This is a genomic window from Allobosea sp. 10L417, from assembly GCF_056395485.1.
In genome coordinates this window covers 503,892-526,932 of sequence record NZ_JBFTJP010000001.1, presented here as the reverse complement: position 1 = coordinate 526,932, position 23,041 = coordinate 503,892, and the positions used below count along the sequence as shown (strand labels likewise).

The 23,041-nt window shown below is 66.3% G+C and carries 16 protein-coding genes; 4 read left to right on the top strand and 12 right to left on the bottom strand.

Translation table 11 applies throughout. The features are described from left to right. The first annotated feature begins 96 nt into the window (after window positions 1-96). Complete coding sequence (gene ettA / locus AC1DE3_RS02715) at window positions 97-1,749, top strand: energy-dependent translational throttle protein EttA (RefSeq protein WP_476852045.1); 1,653 nt, start codon at window positions 97-99, stop codon at window positions 1,747-1,749. 182 nt (window positions 1,750-1,931) lie between these two features. Here the strand turns inward: ettA and AC1DE3_RS02710 are convergent, their stop codons facing one another. The 3 genes from AC1DE3_RS02710 to AC1DE3_RS02700 form a co-directional block, all read right to left on the bottom strand. Beyond that, on the bottom strand, window positions 1,932-3,869 hold the full coding sequence (locus AC1DE3_RS02710; protein ID WP_476852044.1) for an SGNH/GDSL hydrolase family protein: 1,938 nt from the start codon (window positions 3,867-3,869) through the stop codon (window positions 1,932-1,934). Continuing rightward, window positions 3,832-4,983, bottom strand: coding sequence for an alpha-hydroxy acid oxidase (locus AC1DE3_RS02705; RefSeq protein WP_476779016.1), 1,152 nt, complete (start codon window positions 4,981-4,983; stop codon window positions 3,832-3,834). The genes AC1DE3_RS02710 and AC1DE3_RS02705 overlap by 38 nt, the downstream gene beginning before the upstream one ends. A 97-nt stretch (window positions 4,984-5,080) precedes the next feature. Further along, window positions 5,081-5,704: a YitT family protein gene (locus AC1DE3_RS02700; protein ID WP_476779017.1), complete on the bottom strand. Its 624-nt coding sequence runs from the start codon at window positions 5,702-5,704 to the stop codon at window positions 5,081-5,083. 129 nt (window positions 5,705-5,833) lie between these two features. Between AC1DE3_RS02700 and AC1DE3_RS02695 the strand changes: the two genes are divergently transcribed. Together AC1DE3_RS02695 and AC1DE3_RS02690 are read left to right on the top strand one after the other, a co-directional pair. Next, a complete protein-coding gene (locus tag AC1DE3_RS02695) occupies window positions 5,834-8,032 on the top strand; it encodes a glycoside hydrolase family 3 N-terminal domain-containing protein (RefSeq protein ID WP_476779018.1) in 2,199 nt (732 codons plus the stop codon). 126 nt (window positions 8,033-8,158) lie between these two features. Continuing rightward, complete coding sequence (locus tag AC1DE3_RS02690; RefSeq protein WP_441470030.1) at window positions 8,159-8,362, top strand: cold-shock protein; 204 nt, start codon at window positions 8,159-8,161, stop codon at window positions 8,360-8,362. Window positions 8,363-8,692: 330 nt separating this feature from the next. Here the strand turns inward: AC1DE3_RS02690 and AC1DE3_RS02685 are convergent, their stop codons facing one another. From AC1DE3_RS02685 to AC1DE3_RS02660, 6 genes are all read right to left on the bottom strand, one after another. Then, window positions 8,693-10,033, bottom strand: a complete 1,341-nt coding sequence (locus AC1DE3_RS02685) for an MFS transporter (RefSeq protein ID WP_476852043.1) — start codon at window positions 10,031-10,033, stop codon at window positions 8,693-8,695. A gap of 47 nt (window positions 10,034-10,080) precedes the next feature. Further along, the gene (gene argE / locus AC1DE3_RS02680) at window positions 10,081-11,196 is read right to left on the bottom strand and encodes an acetylornithine deacetylase (protein ID WP_476779020.1); all 1,116 of its coding nucleotides are present in this window, start codon (window positions 11,194-11,196) and stop codon (window positions 10,081-10,083) included. Window positions 11,197-11,200: 4 nt separating this feature from the next. Continuing rightward, entirely contained in the window at window positions 11,201-12,265 is a 1,065-nt protein-coding gene (locus AC1DE3_RS02675) for a Glu/Leu/Phe/Val family dehydrogenase (protein WP_476779021.1), read from the bottom strand. After that, on the bottom strand, window positions 12,262-13,206 hold the full coding sequence (locus AC1DE3_RS02670) for a DMT family transporter (protein WP_476779022.1): 945 nt from the start codon (window positions 13,204-13,206) through the stop codon (window positions 12,262-12,264). The genes AC1DE3_RS02675 and AC1DE3_RS02670 overlap by 4 nt, the downstream gene beginning before the upstream one ends. Continuing rightward, on the bottom strand, window positions 13,206-13,931 hold the full coding sequence (locus AC1DE3_RS02665; protein WP_476779023.1) for an alanyl-tRNA editing protein: 726 nt from the start codon (window positions 13,929-13,931) through the stop codon (window positions 13,206-13,208). Before AC1DE3_RS02665 ends, AC1DE3_RS02670 begins: the two co-directional genes overlap by 1 nt. A 97-nt stretch (window positions 13,932-14,028) precedes the next feature. Then, on the bottom strand, window positions 14,029-14,859 hold the full coding sequence (locus tag AC1DE3_RS02660) for an AraC family transcriptional regulator (protein ID WP_441512191.1): 831 nt from the start codon (window positions 14,857-14,859) through the stop codon (window positions 14,029-14,031). Between the two features lie 179 nt (window positions 14,860-15,038). On the opposite strand from AC1DE3_RS02660, the gene AC1DE3_RS02655 reads away from it, so the two are divergent. After that, on the top strand, window positions 15,039-15,662 hold the full coding sequence (locus AC1DE3_RS02655; protein WP_476852042.1) for an alpha/beta hydrolase family protein: 624 nt from the start codon (window positions 15,039-15,041) through the stop codon (window positions 15,660-15,662). A gap of 121 nt (window positions 15,663-15,783) precedes the next feature. On the opposite strand, the gene AC1DE3_RS02650 is transcribed toward AC1DE3_RS02655, so the two are convergent. The 3 genes from AC1DE3_RS02650 to AC1DE3_RS02640 all read right to left on the bottom strand — a co-directional run bounded on the left by AC1DE3_RS02650 (window position 15,784) and on the right by AC1DE3_RS02640 (window position 22,772). After that, window positions 15,784-18,921 carry an efflux RND transporter permease subunit gene (locus AC1DE3_RS02650; RefSeq protein WP_476779025.1) on the bottom strand — a complete coding sequence of 1,046 codons (3,138 nt, stop codon included), beginning with the start codon at window positions 18,919-18,921 and terminating at the stop codon, window positions 15,784-15,786. A gap of 3 nt (window positions 18,922-18,924) precedes the next feature. Further along, entirely contained in the window at window positions 18,925-20,160 is a 1,236-nt protein-coding gene (locus AC1DE3_RS02645; RefSeq protein ID WP_476852041.1) for an efflux RND transporter periplasmic adaptor subunit, read from the bottom strand. Between the two features lie 425 nt (window positions 20,161-20,585). Then, window positions 20,586-22,772 (bottom strand): glycoside hydrolase family 3 N-terminal domain-containing protein, encoded by a 2,187-nt coding sequence (locus AC1DE3_RS02640; protein ID WP_476779027.1) that lies wholly within the window; start codon window positions 22,770-22,772, stop codon window positions 20,586-20,588. Window positions 22,773-23,041 lie beyond the last annotated feature (269 nt).

Genomic DNA, 23,041 nt, shown 5'->3' with positions numbered 1-23,041 from the left:
CGATGCGGTTGCGGCGGGCGCGGCCGCTCGCTACATAGCGGCCAGATTTCCCGACATCCCGTCGCCAAGCGCCTGAAAGCGGAGCCCGCTCGCCTCATGTCCCGCCAGTTCATCTACCATATGCGTGGCCTGTCCAAGACCTATCCGGGCGGCAAGCAGGTGCTGAAGGACATCCACCTGTCCTTTTACCCGGACGCCAAGATCGGCGTGCTCGGCGTCAACGGCGCCGGTAAGTCGACCCTGCTCAAGATTATGGCGGGCTTCGACAAGGAGTGGACCGGCGAGGCCTGGGTCGCCGAGGGCGCGCGCGTCGGCTACCTGCCGCAGGAGCCGAAGCTGGCTGAGGAGCTGACCGTCCGCGAGAACGTCATGCTCGGCGTCGCGCCGCAGAAGGCGATCCTCGATCGCTACAACGAACTCGCCATGAATTATTCGGACGAGACCGCCGACGAGATGACCAATCTCCAGGACGAGATCGAGGCCAAGGGCCTATGGGATCTCGATTCCAAGGTCGACCAGGCGATGGACGCGCTGCGCTGCCCGCCGGATGACTGGCAGGTCGACAAGCTCTCGGGCGGCGAGCGCCGCCGCGTCGCCATGTGCAAGCTCCTGCTGGAGCAGCCGGAACTGCTGCTGCTCGACGAGCCGACCAACCATCTCGATGCCGAGACCACCGCCTGGCTCGAAGGCCACCTGCGGACGTATCCGGGCGCGATTCTGATCGTCACTCACGATCGCTACTTCCTCGACAACGTCACGAGCTGGATTCTTGAGCTCGATCGCGGCCAGGGCATTCCCTATGAGGGCAATTACTCGGCCTGGTCGGTGCAGAAGCAGAAGCGCCTCGCCCAGGAAGGCCGCGAGGACGTGTCGCGCCAGAAGACCCTGGAGCGCGAGGCTGAGTGGATGGCGGCCTCGCCGAAGGCGCGGCAGGCCAAGAGCAAGGCCCGCATCCAGCGCTATGACGAACTGGTGCAGAAGGCCTCGAACAAGGGGCCGGACACCGCCCAGATCATCATCCCGATCGCCGAGCGGCTCGGCAACAACGTCGTTGATTTCGAGGACCTGTCGAAGGGCTTCCAGGACAAGCTCCTGATCGACGGCCTATCCTTCAAGCTGCCGCCGGGCGGCATCGTCGGCGTCATCGGTCCCAACGGCGCCGGCAAGACGACGCTGTTCAAGATGATCACCGGGGTCGAGAAGCCCGATGCCGGCACGATCAAGATCGGCGAGAGCGTCCAGCTCGGCTATGTCGACCAGAGCCGCGACTCGCTCGACGACAAGAAGAACGTCTGGGAGGAAATCTCGGGCGGCAACGACATCATCTATCTCGGCAAGAAAGAGATCAATTCGCGGGCCTATTGCTCGGCCTTCAACTTCAAGGGCGGCGACCAGCAGAAGAAGGTCGGCTCGCTCTCGGGCGGCGAGCGCAACCGCGTCCACCTCGCCAAGATGCTGAAATCGGGCGCCAACGTCCTCCTGCTCGACGAGCCGACCAACGACCTCGACGTCGATACGCTGCGGGCGCTGGAAGAGGCGCTGGAGGACTACGCCGGCYGCGCCGTGATCATCAGCCACGATCGCTGGTTCCTCGACCGCATCGCGACCCACATCCTCGCCTTCGAGGGCGACAGCCATGTCGAGTGGTTCGAGGGCAATTTCGCCGAGTACGAGGAGGACAAGAAGCGCCGCCTCGGCATCGACTCCACCATTCCGAAGCGCATCCAGTACAAGAAGTTCACGCGCTGAGCTTTCGCGAGGGCGCCGCGCGATGCGGCGCTCTCGTCCTGCCGCTGCCTTCCGTCGAGCCCGCCGATGCGCCTCCGGTCGCCGGCGGGCTTTGCTTTTGGGGAGGCGGCGCGGCGCCGACTGGCCGGCTCCTCGAAGGAGGGGCCATCCGAGGCTTTTGGGCCTGCTTCGAAAGCGGGCGATCAGCCGCAGATTTCGGCTTCGACCGACGTCATGGCCTCCCGGTACGACCGCACGTGAATGCCGTCATGGGTGCTGTCCGGCTTGGCGAGGCCCACGGCTCCGTCGCGGGTGCCGGCGAAGGGGTCGATGAAGGTGCAGGCGTTGCGACCGCAGGCCCGCTTCAGCCGCTCCGACAGGGCGACGACCGCCGCCGGCTCATAATATTTGATCATCGAGGGCTCGGCGGGGGGAACGGCGGCGACGAAGACCTTCGCGGACAGCGCGGCCGCGCTGGCGATGAGCCGGTCTGTGTTGCGTTCGAATGCGTCGAGGTACTTCGGCTGAGTGGGATTACGCTTGCGATGCAGGTCGTTGGTGCCGACTAGGATGACGATTTTGCTTGGCTTCTTCGTAAAAGCGAACTTCGCCCAATGGCCGTTCATATCCGTCATCTTGGCGCCGCTGATACCGGCGTTGACGACGTTGCGGCCGCAGAGGCGATGGGTGGAGTTGATCATCTCGGCGTTGGAGTCGCCGGCTATGAAAACATAATCCGCGTCGGCTTCGCCGATCTGGGCGTTGATGACCGCGAGCCTCGCCAGAAGCGGGAAGTTCTCGGCCGGTTTGCGCAACGCGAGATAGGTGCCGGCTGCCGCGGCGGCGATGAGCACTACGGCAAAGGCGGTGATGACGCGGCGAGAGCGGAGCCATCCGGCGAAGACATCGGGCCCCGGCAGGCGCGCGAGCAGATTTGTTTCGGTGGCGAGGAGCCGCGGGCGCAGCTTCATCGCGTTTTTTTCGACGAGGTGCCAGGAGAGGAAGGCGAGGGCGAATGCCAGGCACCAGGAGATGGCAGCATTGGCCCACCAGGACTGTCCTCCCGCGCCGAAGCTGGCGACCACGGCCTGCTGGATCGGGAAGCCGTAGAGGAACAGGCCATAGGAATAGTCGCCCGACGAGACCAGCCAGACGCGGCGCGGCCGGGTCAGCCCGATGAAGGCAGTCAGATAGGCGCAGGGCAGGGCGATCAGATAGTCGCCGCCCGGGAAGCTCAACCCCAGCAGCGTCGCTGCGAGGGACAGCGCGAACAGCGCCTTGCTCCACACGATCCGGTTCCGGAACAGATAGAAGCCGATGCCGTAGAGAAAACAGAGGATCAGCACGGGCCCCGAGACGGTGACGCCCGGCTGTTGACGCCTGATCAGGACATAGATGACGAAAATGACGGCGTGGACGACGAGGATCGTTGCAAGAGCGCGATCCTCCCGGCGCGACAGCMCGATTGCCGTGATGCCGGCGATGATCAGGTAGCAGTACAGCTCCCATGGCAGGGTCCAGAGCTGGCCGTTGACCAGTCCCGGCCACGGATTGTCCAGAAACACGCCCGGCAGGAGAAACTGGACGACGCCGAGGATGTTCAGGAAATACTGCCGGAAGAGCGGGCTGGCGAAATACTCCTTCAGCGGCAGCGTCGTGAAGATCGCGCCGATGACGATGGCTGCCGCAAAGGTCTCCACGGCAAGGGCCGGGACCAGCCGGAGCAGCCGCAGCCCGAGGAACGAGATCAGCGACCGGCAGCGTTCGAGGCTGCCGGCGACGAGAAAGCCGCTCAATGCGAAGAACATCGGCAGGATCAGGGCCACCGCCGGACGCAGCGCTCCGCCGAAAATCCGAAACGTTTCGCCGACGCCGTAGGCCACACCCACCGCATGGGTGACGATGACGAGCGTCGAGAGCAGGAGGCGCAGATAGTCGAAGCCGGCCGGCCGGTTACCAGCGGCCGCCAGACGGTCTGCGAAGGATGGGCCGGCGAATAGTCGCTGCGGGAGGCTCGAGCGAGGCGCTGCGGGCAGGTCCGCCGGCGCGGTCCCGCCCGGGTTGTAGGCCAGGGGTCTCAGGGTAGGGTCTCCGCGCGGTAGATCAAACTGTCGGCTTGCCGCCGACAAGGATGCTCGCATCGACATCCCTGATGTCACGCTTGCCGCAAAGGGCCATGGTGACGTCGAGTTCCTTGCGGATGATGTCGAGCGCGGCGGTGACGCCCTGCTCGCCCATGGCGCCGAGCCCGTAGAGGAAGGCGCGGCCGATGAAGGTGCCCTTGGCGCCGAGCGCGACCGCCTTCAGTACGTCCTGACCCGAGCGGATGCCGCCGTCGAACAGAACTTCGATGCGGTTGCCGACCTGCTCGACGATGCCGGGGAGGGCTTCTATCGAGGACAGGGCGCCGTCCAACTGGCGGCCGCCATGGTTCGAGACGATCAGCGCATCGGCGCCGCTCTTGGCCGCCATCTCGGCGTCCTCCGGGTCGAGGATGCCCTTGAGGATCAGCTTGCCGCCCCATTGATCCTTGATCCACTGGACGTCGTCCCAGTTGAGCTTCGGATCGAACTGGCTGGCGGTCCAGTTGGAGAGCGAGGACATGTCGGCGACGCCGGTGACGTGGCCGACGATGTTGCCGAACTGCCGGCGCGGCGTGTCCAGCATCTTCAGGCACCAGAGCGGCTTGAAGGCGAGGTTGATCAGGTTGGCGATGGTCGGCTTCGGCGGGGCGGAGAGGCCGTTGCGGATGTCCTTGTGGCGCTGGCCGAGGATCTGCAGGTCGAGCGTCAGGACCAGCGCCGAACAGCCGGCGGCCTTGGCACGCTGGATCAGGCGGGAGATGAAGTCGCGGTCCTTCATCACATAAAGCTGGAACCAGAACGGCGCCTGGGTGTGGTTCGCCACGTCCTCGATCGAGCAGATGCTCATGGTCGAGAGGGTGAAGGGCACGCCGGCCTTGGCAGCGGCGCGGGCCGCGAGGATCTCGCCATCAGCGTGCTGCATGCCGGTGAGGCCGGTGGGGGCGAGCGCGACCGGCATCGAGACCGGCTGGCCGATCATCTCGGATGCCAGCGAGCGATTGGTCATGTCGACGGCGACGCGCTGGCGCAGCTTGATCTTGGCGAAGTCGGTCTCGTTCGCGCGATAGGTGCTCTCGGTCCAGGCGCCGGAATCGGCGTAGTCGTAGAACATGCGCGGGACGCGGCGCTTGGCCAGGAGGCGCAGGTCTTCGATGGTCAGAGGCTGGGCCATGGTCTCGTCTCGCCGTTCGCTTCCCGTCAGCTGCTTCGGCTGACTCGCATGCCGATGGTCAGGGCGCAACCTCTCCGAGCAGTAGGAGGGCCTTCCATCAGGAGATCGCCATGTAGCGGCCCGGCTTGTGATTCATCGCCAGGATGGCGTTGAGCACGAGCGTGCCGACCAGCGACAGGGCGACCTTGTCCGGCGGAAGCACGAAAAGGGCGGCCGCGAAGATCCCCGCGTCGATGCCGAGCTGGACCAAGCCGGCGCGCAGGCCATGGCGCTCCTGCATGTAGAGCGCGAGGATGTTGACCCCGCCGATGGCGGTGCGGTGGCGCGCCAATGCCAGCAGGCCGAGCCCCATCGCGACGCCACCGGCGATGGCTGCATAGAGCGGCGCTACCGCCTCGATCCGGAACCAGCCCGGGGTCGCCCAGACGAAGAGCGAGATCAGCGCAACGGCAGCGATCGTACGCAGCGTGAAGGCAAAGCCCATCCGCCGGAAGGCGAGCCAGTAGAAGGGCAGATTGATGACGAAGAAGACCAGGCTGAAATCGGCGCCCGTGGCGAATTGCAGCAGCAGGGCGAGCCCGGCCGCGCCGCCCGTCAGCAGCGTCGCCTTGGCAAAGAGCACGATGCCGATGCTGATCATGAGCGTGCCCAGAGGAAGGGCGAGCAGATCTTCGTAGAGACGGTGCTGCTGCGGCATGGCGGCGACGGCGGTCTGGGACATGGCGAGCCCTGTATCGGCTGGAGGCTGCGAGCGCCAGAGGCTATGCAATGGACGAGCCAGGAGGCGGGGAACCATTCAGTGAGGCGCGGACTTCTCCTACTTCCCGTATTCTTCGGAGAGATGCCCCCGATGCTTCTGCGGCTCCTCGCCGCCCTGTTGCTGCTGATCCCGGCCGGCACCGCATGGGCACAGCAGCCCGTCGCCTGGAAAACCGGACGCGAGGCGCGCGCGATCGAACGCAAGGTCGATGCGCTGATTGCGCGAATGACGCTTGAGGAGAAGGTCGGCCAGCTCCACCTGTCGGGGCGGGGCGAAGGCTTCGACATCAACCAGGTCCGCAGCGGCGACATGGGCGCGGTGATGAACTTCGTCGTGCCGGCCGAGGTTCTGGCGGTGCAGAAGGCCGCGCGCGAGAGCCGGTTGAAGATCCCGCTGATCATCGGGCTCGACGCGGTCCATGGCTTCTCGACCTATTTTCCGTTGCCGCTCGGACAGGCTTCGAGCTGGAATCCGGAATTGATCGAGCAGGCGGCCTACTGGACGGGGCGGGAGGCCTCGGCCGCCGGCATCAACTGGACCTTCGCGCCGATGGTCGACATCTCGCGCGATCCGCGCTGGGGCCGTGCTCTCGAGGGAGCGGGCGAGGACGCCTATCTCGGTGCCGTCGTCGCGGCTGCGCGTACGCGCGGCTACCAGCGCGGAGGGGTGGCGACGACGCCGAAGCACTTCGTCGGCTATGGCGCCGTCGAGGCGGGGCGCGACTACAACGCGACCTGGATTCCGACGAGCCAGCTCTTCGACCTGCATCTGCCGCCGTTCAAGGCTGCCTTCGAGGCCGGAGCCATGACGGCGATGGCGGCTTTCACGGCGCTGAACGGCATGCCGACGACGGCGCATCGCGCCATGCTGACCGACCTGCTGCGCGGTCGCTGGGGTTTCCGCGGCTTCGTCACCTCCGATTTCGGCTCGATCTCCGAGCTCCGGCTGCACGGCATCGCGCGCGACGATGCCGAGGCGGCCCGCAAGGCGCTCCTGGCGGGAATCGACATGGACATGATGGGCGACGTCTACCACAAGCACCTCGCCGACGAGGTACGTGCCGGCCGCGTGCCGATGAAGGCGGTGAACGAGGCGGTGCGGCGGGTGCTGCGCGTCAAGTTCCATCTCGGCCTGTTCGAGAGGCCCGATGTCGATCCGGCCGCCGCACCGCGCCAGATGCAGATGCCGGCCGCCCGTGAGGTCGCACTGCAGGCGGCACGCGAAGGCGCGATCCTGCTCAAGAACGCCGACGAGACGCTGCCGGTTCGCGACACGGTGAAGTCGGTCGCGGTTATCGGTGCGATGGCGGTGCCGGAAGACGAGCGGGTCTGGACCGATCCCGCCGGACTGGGCCGGCGGGTCATCACGCCTCTGCCGGACGCACTGCGCGAGCGGTTGCCGAAGGAGGTCTCGGTTACCTATCAGCCTGCCTTCACCAAGAATTGCGGCACGGAATTCGCCGACAAGGAGGCTGCGATCCGCGCCGCCGCCGAAAGCGATCTCGTGCTCGCGATGCTCGGGGAAGATTGCGAATTCATCGGCGAGGCGGCCTCACGCACCAAGCTTGGGCTGCCGGGGGTGCAGCAGGAACTGCTCGAGGCGCTGGTCAAGACCGGCAAGCCGGTGGTTCTGGTGCTGGCGACGGCCCGGCCGCTCATCCTGACCTGGGCGAGCGAGCATGTCGGCGCGATCCTGCAGACCTTCCATGGCAGCACGGAGGGGCGGACCGCGATAGCGGACATCCTGACCGGCCGCTACAATCCGTCGGGGCGGGTGCCGATGAGCTTCCCGCGCTCGGTCGGCCAGATCCCGGTCTATTACGGGCAGCTTCCGACCGGCCGGCCGGAAAAACCGGGCGAGCGTTACGCGTCCATCTACATGGACGAGCGCGCCGAGCCGCTCTACCCCTTCGGCTATGGGCTTTCCTACAGCCACTTCGCCTATACCAATCCGCGCGTTTCGGCCTCGTCGGTGCGGCTCGGCGGCTCCGTCGAGGTCGCCGTCGACGTCACCAATACGGGTGCGCGCGACGGGCAGGAAGTGGTGCAGCTCTATATCCGCCAGCCCGTCGCGAGCCTTTCGCGGCCGGTGCGCGAGCTCAAAGGCTTCGAGAAGGTCATGATTGCGGCCGGAGAGACGAAAACCGTGCGATTCAAGCTGGAGATCTCGGACCTCGGGGCCCATGACGAACAGGGACGTTACGTCGTCGACCCGGGCGAGGTGGAAATTTACCTCGGTGGATCGTCCCGTGCTGCAGCAACGACACAATTCGTCGTGGTCAGGTCTTGAATGATTATTTGATTCGTCTGAACCGTGTTTAATCTCGACAAGTTTCGGTTTTCGGTGAATCCTTCTGTTGCCGGCTTCCGCGACATGGCGCGGAGGGCGGTGGGCGCGGCTTCGAGGGATGTGGCGATGGCGACCGGAACCGTAAAATGGTTCAATACTGAAAAGGGGTATGGCTTCATTCAACCGGAGGAAGGCGGCAAGGACGTGTTCGTCCATATTACTGCCGTGAAGGAAGCCGGTATGATGACGCTGACGGAAGGGCAGAAGGTTTCTTTCGAGCTGAAGACCGAACGCGGCAAGACCGCAGCCGGCGATCTTAAATTGCTCTGAACGTTTCCTGCTGCAGGAAGAACCGCCTGCCGCGCGCGGCCGAGGCCGCGGCGGGCGTTTGCTGACATCGAAGGACCGGATCGACGTTGACGCGCCGTGTTTCCGGTATTGCGGCTTGTCGATCCTTCAGGAGCGCCGCGCGAAAAGGCCGGTCCGGGCCCAGTCTGCGGCGTTCCCCGGGTTTTGCGCTCTTGGCGAGCAGCCATCTCGGCTGAGTCACACGCTGTCATATGCTCTGCCTCCCGCCGGCAATCTTGCTGCGATTGGCTACCGGGCTTGCGGCGCTGCTGCCTCCGTCAACTGCCGTGGGACTGGCAGCGCCGGTTCCGATCACCGGCCGAAGGCCGCCTTCAGCAGGTTGCGGCCTGCGATCAAGGCTGTGAGGCTCATGGCTGCCGCCAGCATCACGTACCAGGCCGGTGCGAGAGCGCTGCCAGTCCGGGCGATCAGCCAGGTCGTGATGAAGGGCGCGAAGCCGCCGAAGACGGTAACCGCGAGATTGTAGGCGATGGACAGGCCGGTCGAGCGCATGGCGGGTGGGTAGAGCTCCGCCATCGCAGCCGGCGCGGGGCCGCTGAAGCCTGCGATCAGGAGGGCAAAGACGATCTGCGCGAGCATGAGGTTGAGCGCTCCGGGCTGGCTCGTCAGCCAAAGTAGCAGCGGCCAACTCAGCAGAAGCAGCCCCAGCGCGGATCCCAGCATGATCGGGCGCCTGCCGATCCTGTCCGACCAGGCGCCGAACACCGGGGCCAGCATGACGATCACGACGAGGCCGACGCTGTTGGCGAGAAGGCTCGCGCTTTGCGGCACGCCGAGCTGGCGCACCGCATAGGTCGGCATGGTGACCAGGAAGAAGTACGTGCAGACCGTCCAGGCGATGGTGATGCCAATCCCGGTGATCACCGCGGCGCGGTGCTGCCCGAGCGTGTCGCGCAGCGGTGAGAAGGTGGCCTCGGGCCGCGCGGCGCGCTCGCGCAGGATCGCCTTGAAGGCCTCAGTCTCGTCGACGCGGGAGCGGATATAGAGACCGACCGGCGCGATCAGCAGCCCCATCAGGAACGGCACGCGCCAGCCCCAGGCCTCAAGCTCCGCTTGCGGGAGGAGGCCGGTGAGCAGCGCGCCGGTCAAGGAGCCCAGCAGCAGGGCACCGGCCTGGCTCGCCTGCTGCCAGCTCGCATAGAGGCCGCGGCGTTCCGGAGGTGCATGCTCGACCAGGAAGGCGGTCGCGCCGCCGATCTCGCCGCCGGCGGAGAAGCCCTGGACCAGCCGCGCGAGCACGATGATGGCCGGTGCCCAGGCTCCGGCCGTCGCATAGGTCGGCGCGAAGCCGATCATGGCCGTGCCCAGTGCCATCAGCAGGATCGTCAGCGAGAGCGCGGCCTTGCGGCCGCGCCGGTCGGCGAGCGTTCCCAGCACGAGCGCGCCGACCGGGCGCATCACGAAGCCGACGCCAAAGGTGGCGACGGTCAGCAGCAGCGAAACCGTCGCGTCGCCTGCAGGAAAGAACAGTTTGGCGAGCGTGAGCGCGAAGAAGCCGTAGACTGCGAAGTCGTACCACTCCAGCGTGTTGCCGACGACCGCGGCGATCACGGCTCGCAGGCTCGAAAACGTGTCAGTTCTGGCGGCTGCGTCTCGTTCGGAAACGGTATGGGTGGCTGCAAGCTCTGTCATGGTGATCCCCTCGTTGGAACAGGCCCTGGCGTCGAGGCCACGGGCTTTCAGGCTTCTCGTCGGCTAGCCCAGTCGATAAGGCGGGCGAGAAAGGAGTCGGCTGCATCGAGTTCGGCCTGCGCTATCCATTCGTCGGGCTGATGTGCTTGTTCGATCGAGCCTGGGCCGCACACGACGGCCGGGATGCCGGCCGACTGGAAGAAGCCGGCCTCCGTGCCGAAAGGCATCGGGAAGGGCGGGGCGATTCCCCCCAGTGCTGTCGCGACCGCAAGCGCGGCCCCTTCGTTCTGCGTCGACAGCGGCGGCACGTGGATGTCCCGCGCTATCGACAGGCGGACATCGTCCGGCACCGCACGCATGAGATAGGCGCGGACAAGGGCTTCGACCTCGGCGGCGTCGGTCGCCGTGACCGGCCGGAATTCCCAGACCACCTCGCAGGCGGATGGCACGATGTTGATCGCCGTGCCCCCCTCGATCCGGCCGACATTGATCGTCGTCCCATCGACGCCGACGCCCGTGCGATGCCCGATGGTCCGCAGGAAGCGGATGAAGTCGGCTGCGGGATAGATCGCGCTCGCGCCGGCGCCGGGGTCGCTGGAGTGCGCGGCTCGCCCTTCGAAACGCACGCGGAAGCCGAGGAAGCCGCGGTGGCGGTCGCCGATCCGCATGCCGGTCGGCTCGCCGATGATCGCGAGCGCCGGCTTCTCCTCATGGGCCAACAGATCGTCGATGAGGCGCGGAACCCCGAGGCAGCCGACCTCCTCGTCATAGGACAAGGCGATATGGACCGGCCGGGCAAGACCGGACGCCGCCAGACCGCCGGCCGCCGACAGGCAAGCTGCGACGAAGCCTTTCATGTCGGTGGCTCCGCGGCCGTACAACCTGCCGTCGCGCTCGATCAGGCGAAACGGATCGGATGACCAAGCCTGGTCGGCGACCGGAACGACGTCGGTATGCCCGGACAGCACGATACCGCCCGGCACCTGCGGCCCGAAGCTGGCGAGGATGTTCGCCTTGGTGCGGTCGTCGTCATGGCTGAGCCGGATGCGGGCGCCGAGGCCGTCGAAGCGGTCGGCGACGCGGCCGACGAGAGCCAGGTTCGATCGGCTCGACGTGGTGTCGAAGCCGACCAGCTCTTCCAGCAGTGAGACGGTCGCGCTCATCGGCTCAGGCTGCCAAAGCATGCCCGCCACGGGCGCGGGCGAGCCGGGCTCGCGCATGGCGCAGGGCGGCCGTCTGGGTGGGCACGCCGGCAGCCTCCGCGCTCTCGAATATCGCCTGCAGCGTGCGGCCGATACCCTCGACGCCGCGATCGACGAAATCCTGGTCGTAGCCCGTGCGCTCCGAGGCAACGCGGATCATGCCACCGGCATTGATCACGAAATCGGGTGCATAAAGGATGCCGCGGGCGCGCAACTGCTCGCCATGGTCCTCGCGGGCGAGCTGGTTGTTCGCAGCGCCACCGACAATGCCGCAGCGCAGCCGGGCGATGCTCGTATCGTCCAGCACGGCGCCCATCGCGCAAGGGGCGAATATGTCGACCTCAGCCGCATAGATCGCCTCGGGGGCCACGGCGCAGGCCGCGAATGCCGCGACGGCCTTCGCAACGCGGCTCTCATCGAGGTCGCTGATCGTGAGCGACGCCCCTGCCTCATGCAGTAACTGGCAGAGATGCCAGCCGACATTGCCCAACCCCTGGACGGCGACCGCGCAGCCGGACAGGCGCGTCGCGCCCCAACGGTGCCGCGCGGCCGTGTTCAGGCCGTGGAAGACGCCAAGCGCGGTGGTCGGCGACGGGTCTCCGCTGCCGCCGAGTTCGGTGGGCAGGCCGACGACATGGCCGGTCGTCCTGCGAACCTCGGCGAAATCGGCCACCGAGGTGCCGACATCCTCGGCCGTGATGTAGCGCCCGCCGAGCCGCTCGACCGCCCGGCCCATGGCCTGCAGGAGCTCGGGCGTCTTCTGCCGGCGCGGATCGCCGATGATGACCGCCTTGCCGCCGCCGAGATCGAGCCCCGCGGCCGCGGCCTTGTAGGTCATTCCGTGCGAGAGCCTCAGCACGTCGCGCAAGGCCGCCTGCTCGTCGGCATAGGGATACATGCGGCAGCCGCCGAGCGCAGGGCCGAGCGAGGTGTCGTGGATCGCGATCAGCGCCTTCAACCCGGTTGCTGCGTCGCAGACGAACACCACCTGCTCGTGATCGGCGAAGGCTTCATGCGAAAACACGGTCATGGCTTGAGAGCTCCGGAGGAACGGGAGACGGAAGGGCGCCCGCTGAAGGCCGCGAGGCCGAAACCGCAGAGGATCAGCGCCGCACCAGCGAGATGGAACGGGCGCACCGGCTCGCCCAGCAGGAGGAAGGCGAGCACCGCGGTGAATAGGGCGACGAGATGGAAGGAGGCGCCAGTGACGCTCGGCCCCAGCGTCGCGACGCAGCGGTTCCAGATGACGAAGGCCAGCAGCGAGGCGAAGATGCCGATGTAGAGCACGGCGGCGAGCGGGCCGGACGCGGTGGGGATCGTGGCGCCCTGCGCCAGCTCCCAGACCCAGAACGGCAGCAGCACGAAAAGTCCCGCCACCATCGTCGCTGCCAGGAAGGCGAGCGGATCGAGATCGGCGGGGCGGCGGCGCAGCAGCACCGAATAGACGGCGTAGTTGGCGACGGCGACCAGCACCAAGGGCTCGCCGCCGCCGAAGCCCAGACGCGACAGCGTCGACGGCTCGCCGCGCGCGACGATCCAGGCCACGCCCAGGAAGGAGATGGCGATGCCCGCGAGCGTGCGCGCCGAGACGCGCTCGACCCCGAGCAGGAAGGCCGCGAGCGGCACCATCAGGGGCAGCGTCGAGTTGAGGAAGGCGACGCTGGCCGCCGGCGCGCTCTGCAGGGCGACGTAGCCGAGCGCATTATAGCCTGCGATGCCGAAGGCTCCGCAGGCGAGGATGAGCCAGCGGGCGCGAAAGAGCGCCTGGCGCTGCGCACGGATCGTACCGAGCACGAAGGGCGCAAGGCAGGCCAGCGCGACCAGCCAGCGCCCGACCGCGAGCGAGACCGGCGGGAACGAGCCGGCCAATGCCCGCCCGAGGACGAGGTTCCCGGCCCACAACAGGGGCGGCAGGGGAAGCAGCAGCAGTGGCTGGTTCCAGAGACGCCGCAGGAGCGTTACCGGCGGCATCACAGCACGCTCGCGAGGCCGATCCGCAGGCGGCGGTTGTGCCGGCCCTTGTTGTCGATCTTCAGGATGCGGATCGGCGGCGAGCCTCCGGTGGAGGCGAGATGGGTGCCGCCGCAGGCCTGACGGTCGAGGCCGACGATCTCGACGATGCGTACCTGCCCGTCCGCAGTCGGCGGCGGAGCGACCGAGCGCGAGCGGATCAGGCCCGGCTCCGCGAAGGCCGCCTGCTCCGGGAGATAGTCCTGCCGGACAGCGAGGTCTTGCCCGATGAGCGCGTTCACCGGCTCCTCGATCGCGCGCAGGCGGTCGTTGTCGGCATCCGGCAGGTCGAAGTCGATGCGCGCGGTGCCGTCCTCATTCATCTGGACGCCGGTGACGAGCGCCCCGTCGAAACCCTGGAAGACGACGGCATTGACGATGTGCAGATCGGTGTGGAGCGCACGCATGCGCCTGCGGAAGGTCGGGTCGACCCGGGCCTCCACCCGGTCGGCTGGGAGTTCGACGGGCGCGGCCAGCAGATGCCGAAGCCGGCCCGCCTCATTCTCGAAGCCCGCGACCGATATCTCGCCGCCAGCCCATTCCAATGAGCCGCGATCGGGCAATTGCCCGCCGCCACCCGGATAGAAGGGGCTTTCCGCGAGAACGACCCAGCCCGGCCCGGCTTCGACGACCTGCGTCGCGAGCGTCATGACCTCGGGATTGTCGAGGCAGAAATAGCGGGACATTCATCTCATCCTTTCCGCGATGCCGAGAGGGCATCCGCATGGGGACGAGATTGGCGCGCCAGGCCGCGGGGCTATTGGCGGAAATTGAAAAAGCGGATCAGCCGGCGGTCGCGCGCACCCATTGCAGCGGGGTGATGCCGTAGCTGCGCTTGAAATGCCGCGTCAGCGCGCTCTGATCGTAGAAGCCGGCGTCGAGGGCGGCTGCGGCGATGCTTGTGCCGCGGCCGAGGCAGGCGATCGCGGCCTTCAGGCGCAACTGCGTGAGATAGGCGTGCGGCGTCAGGCCTGTGCTGCGTCTGAACAGAGCGATCAATTGGAACGCCGTGAGCCCAACCGCGGCGCCGAGCTCGTCAAGCGTGAGTTCCTCTGCGTGGCGTTCGCGCATGATCTCGCGGACACGGGCAGCCTTGGTGGCATCGCGCCGGGGCAGCATCAGATCCGCCTTGCCGGAGGCATGGCGCCGGATCAGGGTTCCGAAGCTGCGCACCAGCAGCTCGCGCTCCTCGAAAGGGTCGTTTCCGGCGTCGAGGATGCGGTGCAGCTCGAGGAAGGCCTCGATCAGATCGGCATCATGAAAGGTATTTCGGCAGAAATACGCCGTCGTTTCCAAACCGAGCGCGGAATTGAGGGCCTCGATCGCGCAGGGGGTCAGATAGAGCCCGCGATAACGCCAGCGTTCGCTCCAACCCATGCGCCCGGAATGCGGCTCGTCGGGGTTGAATACGAGCAGCGTCGAAGTCCTGGCTTCGTCGTTCCGTCCGCGGCTCTTGAATTCGGCGCCGCCGACCTCCGTCATCGCGACGACGAAGGCCTCGTGGCTGTGGGGGGCGTAATCATGGCTCGTGAAGTCGGCGACGAGGCAGCTCAGGCCCGGAACCCGAGGGTCGCGCCAATAGCGGGACGAATTGCGCAGGTCGGTACGGGCCAAGATGCGATCCGGTCGTGGGGCAAGCCGGGATGGTGAAACGATCGTGCCGGGACCGCAACCGTGGGGAGAACCGCGGCGGTCTCAGGTGGCGAGGATTCGGAGCGCTCCATGGATCAAGCATATGCTCTTACTCAAGCCCAGGGCTTTCCTGCCGCAGTCTTCGAATGGAGTCGACGATCGTGAACTTTCTCACCGAAGGGCCCGAGCAAGGGAGGTGCACGATCCTGTTGGCCCATGGCGCGGGCGCGCCGATGGATTCGCCATCGATGGAAGCGGCGTCGGCCGCGCTGGCCGCTGAAGGCTTTCGTGTTGTTCGCTTCGAGTTCAGCTATATGGCCAGCCGTCGCAGCGAAGCCGGGCGCAAGCCGCCGCCGCGCGCCGAGAAACTGATACCGGAATATCGCGCGGCACTGGCGGCGCTGGGGCGGACCGGGCCGCTGATTATCGGCGGTAAATCGATGGGTGGTCGTGTCGCCAGCATGGTGGCCGATGAGCTGTATGCGGCGGGTGCCATCACCGGCCTATTGTGTCTCGGATATCCTTTCCATCCGCCTGGAAAGCCGGAGCAACTGAGAACGCAGCATCTCGCAAGCCTGGCGACACCGGCATTCATCGTGCAGGGCGCGCGCGACGCGTTCGGCAGCCGTGACGAGGTCAGCGGATATCAGCTGTCGCCGAACATTGAGATCGTCTGGCTGGAAGACGGCGATCACGATCTGAAGCCACGCAAGGCCTCCGGATTTTCGGCGAGCGACCACATGGCTGCGATGGCCGCGTCGGTTCGGCGTTGGCTGGAACGATGAGGCCTTCGGGCATGATCCTGAACAGGACCTTCTCGCCCAGATGCCCGGCGGCCCGTCCTTTGACCCGGGCCGTCGTCCCTGAGCCCTCGGCAGGGAAGCTCTCTCTTTAGCTCGGCCACTGTCAGCCATCGGTGTTGGGGACCACCCCATGCCCTTCTTCGATCCCGACAGCTGTCGCGCTATGCGCCGGGACGAGCCAGTTCGAGAACGCGTCCAGATAAAGATAGATCACCGGCGTCGTGAACAGGGTCAGCAACTGGCTGACGAAGAGACCGCCGACCATGGCGTAGCCGAGCGGCTGGCGGATCTCCGAGCCCGTGCCGTGGCCGAGCATCAGCGGCACGCCACCAAGAAGGGCAGCCATGGTCGTCATGAGGATCGGGCGGAAACGGAGCAGGCAGGCGCGGCGGATAGCCTCCAGCGAGGACAAGCCTTGCTCGCGCTCGGCGGCGATCGCGAAGTCGACCATCATGATGCCGTTCTTCTTCACGATGCCGATCAGCAGGATGAGGCCGATCAGCGCGATTAGGCTGAAATCGAAGCCGAAGAGCAGCAAGGTCGCAAGAGCGCCGACACCGGCCGAAGGCAGGGTCGAGAGGATGGTAAGGGGGTGAATGTAGCTCTCGTAGAGGATTCCGAGGATCAGATAGACCACGACCAGCGCCGCAGCGATCAGCAGCGGCACCGAGGAGAGCGAGTCCTGGAAGGCCTGCGCCGTGCCCTGGAACGACGTGGTGATCGTGGCAGGTAAATCCATCGCATTTTCCAGGCTGCTGATGGCAGCCGTCGCCTGCCCGAGCGCGATGCCCGGCGCCAGGTTGAAGGAGATGGTCACCGCCGGGAACTGGCCCTGGTGGTTGATCGCCAGCGGCTGCGCCGGGACCGTGCTCCATGTGGCGATGGCTGCGAGCGGTACGTTGGCGCCCGTGGTCGCGGAGCGCAGATAGATCTGATCGAGCGTCGCGATTTTCTGCTGCAGCGCGGGCAGCACCTCGAGAACCACATAGTAGGTTGAGAGCTGCGTCGCGTAGCTGGCGATCTGGCGTTGCCCGAAGGCGTCGTAGAGCGTGGCGTCGATGACGTCCGGCGTCAGGCCATAGCGCGCGGCCTGGTCGCGATCGATCGTCAGGGTCAGGGTGGAGCCCGATGCCTGCTGGTCGGAGGCTATGTCGCGCAGCTCCGGCATCGCCTTCATCCTGGCGAGCAGCTTGGGAGCCCATTCGTCGAGCTGGGCGACGTCGGTCCCCTGGAGGGTGAACTGGAATTGCGTGCGCGAGGGCCGGCCGCCGACGCGCACATCCTGCGCCGCCTGAAGGTAGAGGCTTGCGCCTTCCAGCCCGCCGGTCTGCGCGCGCAGCCGGCGGATCACCTCGTCGGCCGAGTCGGTACGCGCCTCGCGCGGCTTCAGCGTGATGTACATCAGGCCGTCATTGAGGGTGCCCCCGGATCCGCCCATGCGCATCGCCATATGGTCGACAGCGGGGTCCTTGAGCACGATGGCGCCGACCTCCTCCATATGGCCGGCCATGGCCGCGATGGAGGTGTCCTGCGCGGTCTCGATCACACCGGTGATCAGACCTGTATCCTGCTGCGGAAAGAAGCCCTTCGGAATGATGACGAACAGGTAGACGGTCAGCGCGAGCGTCGCGAAGAACACCATCAGCGTGGCAAATCGGAAGCGCAACGCAACGTCGAGGCTGCGCTCGTAAGCGCCGGCAAGCGCCCGGAACATTCTGTCGCTGGCCTGATAGATTCGGCCGTGATGCACTTCGCGGAGCGGCTTCATGAAGCGCGACGCCATCATCGGCGTCAGCGTCAGCGAGATCACCGCGGAAGCCATGATGGCCATCGCCAGCGTGACCGAGAATTCGCGGAAGAGCCGGCCGATGATACCGCCCATCAGCAGCAGCGGGATCAGCACGGCCACCAGGGAGATCGAGATCGACAGGATGGTGAAGCCGATCTCGCTCGCGCCCTTGATGGCGGCGGCCATCGGCTCCTCGCCGTCCTCGATATGGCGCGTGATGTTCTCCAGCATCACGATGGCGTCGTCGACCACGAAGCCGACAGCGATGGTCAGCGCCATCAGCGAGAGGTTGTCGAGGCTGTAGCCGGCGAACCACATCAGGGCGCAGGCGCCGAGCAGCGCGAGCGGCACCGTCAAAGACGGGATGATGGTGGCCCAGAGGCTGCGCAGGAAGACGAAGATCACCAGAACAACCAGGGCGATCGTGACCAGCAGCGTAAACTGGACGTCCTTGACCGCCGCGCGGATCGTCTGCGTCCGGTCGGACAGCACGCCGATCTTGATGCCGGGCGAGATGCCGGCAGTCAGGTGCGGCAGAGCTTCCATGACCTTGTCGACGGTGGCGATGACATTGGCCCCCGGCTGCTTGAAGATCACCAGGAACACGCCGGGCTTGCCGTCGGCCCAGCCGGCTTGCGTATCGTCGAGCGGAGCGCTGACCGCCTGGCCGATGTCGCGCACGCGCACGGGGTTGCCGTCGCGATAGGCGATGATCACGTCGTTCCAGTTCTTGGCGTCGGTGAGCTGGTCGTTGGCGTAGATCGTGTAGGCGCGGGCGCTGCCGTTGATGGTGCCTTTCGGGCTATTGACCGTGGTGACGGAGAGCGGTGTGCGTATGTCTTCCAGGGATAGCCCGCGCGCGACCAGCTTCGCCGGTTCGACCTGGATGCGGATCGAAGGCGTCCGCTGGCCGCCGACATTGACCTGGCCCACGCCTCCGATCTGGCTGATCGCCTGGGCGAGCTTGGTGAGAGCCTCGTCGGAGACCTGAGTGAGCGGCAAGGTATCGGATGTGGCGCTGAGCAGCAGGATCGGCGAGTCGGCCGGATTGACCTTGCGATAAGTCGGCGGACTCGGCAGGTTTTTGGGCAATTGGCCGGAGGCCGCATTGATGGCGGCGAGCACATCCGCGCCGGCGCCGTCGATATTGCGCGAGAGATCGAACTGAAGAGTGATCTGGGTCGAGTTGGCCTGGCTCGACGAGGTCATCTCCGCGACGCCCGGGATCAGAGCGAACTGGGATTCCAGCGGTTGCGCGACGGTTGCGGCCATGGTTGCGGGATCTGCGCCGGGCAGGTTGGCCGAGACCTGGATCGTCGGGAAATCCACCTCCGGCAATGGCGCGACCGGCAGTTGCGGATAGGCGACGACCCCGACGAGCAAGAGGCCGGCCATCAGCAGCGAAGTGGCGACCGGGAAACGGATGAAGGGCGTGGAGATTCTGCTGGCCATAGCTCAGTCCGCCTTCTTGGCTGAGGCCGGGGATATTTCTGCAGACGCGTTCGAGGCGGTTGGCGCTTGAGTCTCGGGACGCATCGGCCTGGCATCGACCAGGGTGCCTTCCTGCAGGCGGGACTGGCCGGCGACCACGACCCTCTGCCCGACGCCGAGCCCGGACACGACCACCGCACGCTCATCGTCGCTGGCACCCAGTTGGATCGGCCGGGCGCTCACCTTGCCGTCGTCGCCGATGACATAGGCGAACAGGCCGTCGGGGCCGTGCATCACCCCATTCATGGGAATGAGGACTACCCGCTTGAGCGTATCGATCCGCATCCGCGTGTCGACCGAAAGCCCCGGCCAGAGTGCGTTGTCCTGGTTGTCGAAGCGGGCTTTCAGGCCGATCGTGCCGCTGGCGAGATCGACGGTGTTGTTGATGGCGACGAGCTGGCCGCGCGCCAGCGTCCGCCTGCCATCCGAGGAGATCGCGTCGACCGGGACCTGTCCGCCGTCGAAGGCCTTGGCGATCGCCTGGAGACGGTCCTGCGGCGCGGTGAATTCGACCGCGATCGGCTGCAACTGGGCGATGGTGACGATTCCGGTCGAATCGGCGGCATGGACGATGTTGCCGGGATCGATCAGTCGAAACCCGACCCGGCCGGTGATCGGCGAGCTGATCGTCGTATAGTCCAGATTGACCTTGGCGCTATCGATGGCAGCCTGGTCGCCCTGGATTTGCGCCCTGAGCTGTTCGACTTGCGCCTGCTGCGTGTCGAGATTCTCGCGCGACTGGAAGTCCTTTGCGGCGAGTGATTGGTAACGCTCGAGAATGAGCTGGTTATTCTTCAGATTGGCCTGATCCTGGGCCTTCTTGGCGACGGCCTGGTCGAAAGCAGCCTGGTAGGGGCGCCGATCGATTTCGACCAGAGGATCGCCCTCGCGAACGATCTGGCCTTGCCTGAACAGTACCTTGGTGATCGCGCCGTCCACCCGGCTCTTGACCGTCACGGTCTTGAAGGCCGAAACCGTGCCGATGCCGCGGACATAGACAGGATAGTCCGCTTCGCCGACATCGGCGTAGGTGACGGGCACTCGCTGCGCCGCGGCCGTCCCCATCCCGGCGCCGCCGGTCGAGGCGTGGCCTCTCAATTCGCGCCAGCCCTGATAGCCAAGGATCGCAATCGCCAGCAGGGCGACAAGCAACCACGCACCGCGGGGTCGCTTGCGCCCATTCTTCCAGTTCTCGACCATGCTCGCATCCGCCGAAAGACGAAAGCGTCACCCCCGTGGCGCCGCAGCGATGCCCCTCGCGACTGCGCGGGAACAACGCGGCGGCGGCCGGCGGGTCCGGGATTACAGGGCCAATCTGCGCACCAATCCGTGACCGCTCGAGACGGAGATTCCGGCGCAGAGCCGGAAAGCGGCGCGGAGCGCCATAAAATGCTGTAAAGGCAGCGTGAACGTAGCGATTGCAACGCTGCCCAATTCGCCGCCGGCCTTTTGTCCGGCCGAATGCGCTCTCGATCTTGTGACGCCGGCGATGAAGCGGGGCACTGGCAATCCGGTCCTCCGGCGGGGCGATCCAGCGCCGCGGCGGTCGGGGGCCATGCGCAGGTCCCATTGCGGCATCGCACTCTCGGATCGGCCGCAAGCTCTCGTCTGCGCCAAGCGAGCGCTCATGCCCTGTTCTGCGCGGTTTCGATTGAAGCCGGGCGCACGCGCAGCGCGAGCATCTGGAGCCGGTCCGGGCTGGCGCTGGGCCCGACATAGATGTTGAAGGCGCCGGGCTCGAGAAGCGGTTCGAGATCGGGGCCAAGAAAGCAAAGCTGGTCGGTGGAGAGGATGAAGCGCACCGTCTTCGTCTCACCCGGGGCGAGCGCCACCTTCGTGAAATCCTTCAATTCGAGCGAGGGCCGCGTGATCGATGAAACCACGTCGCGAATGAAGAGGAACACCGTGCTCTCGCCGGCCATCGCTCCCGTATTCTTGATGTCGACCAGGATCTCGGTGCTCTCGCCCGGCGCGATCGTCCATTTGGTCGCGCGCGGATTGGTCAGCAGGAAGGTGGTGTAGGAGAGGCCGTGGCCGAACGAGAAGCGGGGCTCATTCGGCACATCGAGATACTTGCTGGAAAAATGCTCGTTCTCCAGCCTTGGTCGGCCTGTCGGGCGTTCGGCAAAGAAGATCGGAATCTGTCCGACATCGGCCGGCCATGACATCGAGAGCCGACCGTCAGGGTTATGCGAGCCGCTCAAAACGTCCACGATGGCGCCAGCGGCTTCGCAGCCGGGATGCCAGACCGCGAGAATGGCCTTTGCCCGCTCCGCCAGCCAACTCGGCAGGATCAGCGGCCGACCCGAAAACAGCAGGACGACGACCGGCTTGCCGGTTCCAAGGAGCGCGCGCGCCAGGTCCTGCTGGGGCTCGGGTATTCCGGGGTAGTCCCGACTGCTGGCTTCGCCGGCCATTTCCATGGTTTCGCCGAGGCAAAGGAGGAGAACCTCGCTGCGCCGTGCATCCTGCCGAGCGACTTCCAGACCGGTTGCGCTCAGTCGTTCGACTTCGCTGCCGGCCGCGACCGAGATCGCGGCCTTGGGGAAGGCCGCCTTCACCTGATCGACGAAGGTGGCGATGCGCTGGACGGCATCCGGCCCTGAGGTTCCTCCCGCGAGATCCCCGAACGGGCCGATGATCGCCAGCGACCTGAGGCTTTTCTTGAGCGGCAGCGTGTTCTCCAGGTTAGTCAGGAGAACGATCGACTTGCGCGCGGCTTCCCGCGCCAGCGCGCGTCTGGCGGTTTGGACGCGGACTGCCGCGACTGCCTCGGGCGAGCCACATCGACGATAGGGATTGTCGAACAGGCCAAGGCGCAGCTTGAGCAGCAGCACGCGCCGTACGGATTCGTCGATCGTCGTCATGGTGACGAGGCCGCGATCGAGCGCTTCGGGCAGGCCGTCGAAATACGCGCCCTTGCCCATCATGTCGATGTCGACGCCGGCGTTCAGCGCAAGCGCCGCAGCCTCGGCCAGATCTGCCGCTACACCATGCACCAGCAGCTCGGCAACCGAGCTCCAATCGCTGACCATCACCCCTTCGAAGCCCCAGCGCTCGCGAACCAGCCGCCGCAGGAGCCGCGTGTGGATCGACATCGGTGTCCCGTTGAGGTCGATGAAGGCCGGCATGATGCAGGCGACGCCGGCCTCGACCGCTGCCTTGAAAGGGGGCAGGTAGACTTCGTGCAGCAGCCGTTCCGACATATCGACGGAGGCGTATTCCCGCCCGGCGCGGACAGCTCCATAACCGGCCAGGTGCTTTGCCGTCGCGGCGATCGCCGTCGGCGCGGCAAGGTCGGTCATCTGGTAGCCGCGTACCTTCGCCTGCGCGACCCGCCGGCCGACGAGAGGATCTTCGCCCGGCCCCTCGAGGGTGCGGCCCCAGCGCGGATCGCGGGCGATGTCGATCATAGGTGCGAAAGTCAGGTCGATACCCTCTACGGCGCATTCCTGCGCGGCGACGCGCGCCGTTGCTTCCCAGAGCGCCGGATCGAAGGCGGCCGACTCGCCGAGAGGGATGGGGAAGATCGTCCTCAGCCCGAAGAGAACGTCGAGCGAAAACAAGAGCGGGATCTTGAGGCGCGAGCCTTCGACGGCTTGCCGCTGCGCGTCCCGGATGCGGTCTGGCCCGACGAGGTTCAGAAGGCTGCCGACCTCGCCGTTCTTGATGGCATCGGAGGTGACGGGAGCGGATGCGGGGCCTGTCTGAACCAATTCCCCGCTGAGCATGGTGAGTTGCCCGACCTTCTCCTTCAGCGTCATGGCGCCGATGAGCTTTTCAATATCCGGACGGTCGAAAGGTGCTTTCATCGATCACCTCCGAAGCGCGATCTCACACCGGCGCTCATTGCACCGGTTGGCTGGCGTGCTGCTGGCACAGCGCGCCTTCACCGGCAGCTCGGATACGGCAGAGTCCAGAGCCGTTCGCATCCGCCAATCCCAGCGCCCGAAGCCGGTCGCTTCTCCAATCCGGAACGGCCCAGAGGCACTCAACGCTGGATAAAAACCGGGGGAGCGTCAACAACAGATCGCGAGGCTGCTCTGATCCCATCTCTACCGGCGCTTCGAGAGGGGGCGGA

Coding starts and splice junctions, on each gene's coding strand:
- AC1DE3_RS02705 (WP_476779016.1), bottom strand. CDS start 4,983: ATGGCCCAGCCTCTGACCATCGAAGACCTGCGCCTCCTGGCCAAGCGC.
- AC1DE3_RS02700 (WP_476779017.1), bottom strand. CDS start 5,704: ATGTCCCAGACCGCCGTCGCCGCCATGCCGCAGCAGCACCGTCTCTAC.
- AC1DE3_RS02695 (WP_476779018.1), top strand. CDS start 5,834: ATGCTTCTGCGGCTCCTCGCCGCCCTGTTGCTGCTGATCCCGGCCGGC.
- AC1DE3_RS02690 (WP_441470030.1), top strand. CDS start 8,159: ATGGCGACCGGAACCGTAAAATGGTTCAATACTGAAAAGGGGTATGGC.
- AC1DE3_RS02685 (WP_476852043.1), bottom strand. CDS start 10,033: ATGACAGAGCTTGCAGCCACCCATACCGTTTCCGAACGAGACGCAGCC.
- argE (WP_476779020.1), bottom strand. CDS start 11,196: ATGAGCGCGACCGTCTCACTGCTGGAAGAGCTGGTCGGCTTCGACACC.
- AC1DE3_RS02675 (WP_476779021.1), bottom strand. CDS start 12,265: ATGACCGTGTTTTCGCATGAAGCCTTCGCCGATCACGAGCAGGTGGTG.
- AC1DE3_RS02670 (WP_476779022.1), bottom strand. CDS start 13,206: ATGCCGCCGGTAACGCTCCTGCGGCGTCTCTGGAACCAGCCACTGCTG.
- AC1DE3_RS02665 (WP_476779023.1), bottom strand. CDS start 13,931: ATGTCCCGCTATTTCTGCCTCGACAATCCCGAGGTCATGACGCTCGCG.
- AC1DE3_RS02650 (WP_476779025.1), bottom strand. CDS start 18,921: ATGGCCAGCAGAATCTCCACGCCCTTCATCCGTTTCCCGGTCGCCACT.
- AC1DE3_RS02645 (WP_476852041.1), bottom strand. CDS start 20,160: ATGGTCGAGAACTGGAAGAATGGGCGCAAGCGACCCCGCGGTGCGTGG.
- AC1DE3_RS02640 (WP_476779027.1), bottom strand. CDS start 22,772: ATGAAAGCACCTTTCGACCGTCCGGATATTGAAAAGCTCATCGGCGCC.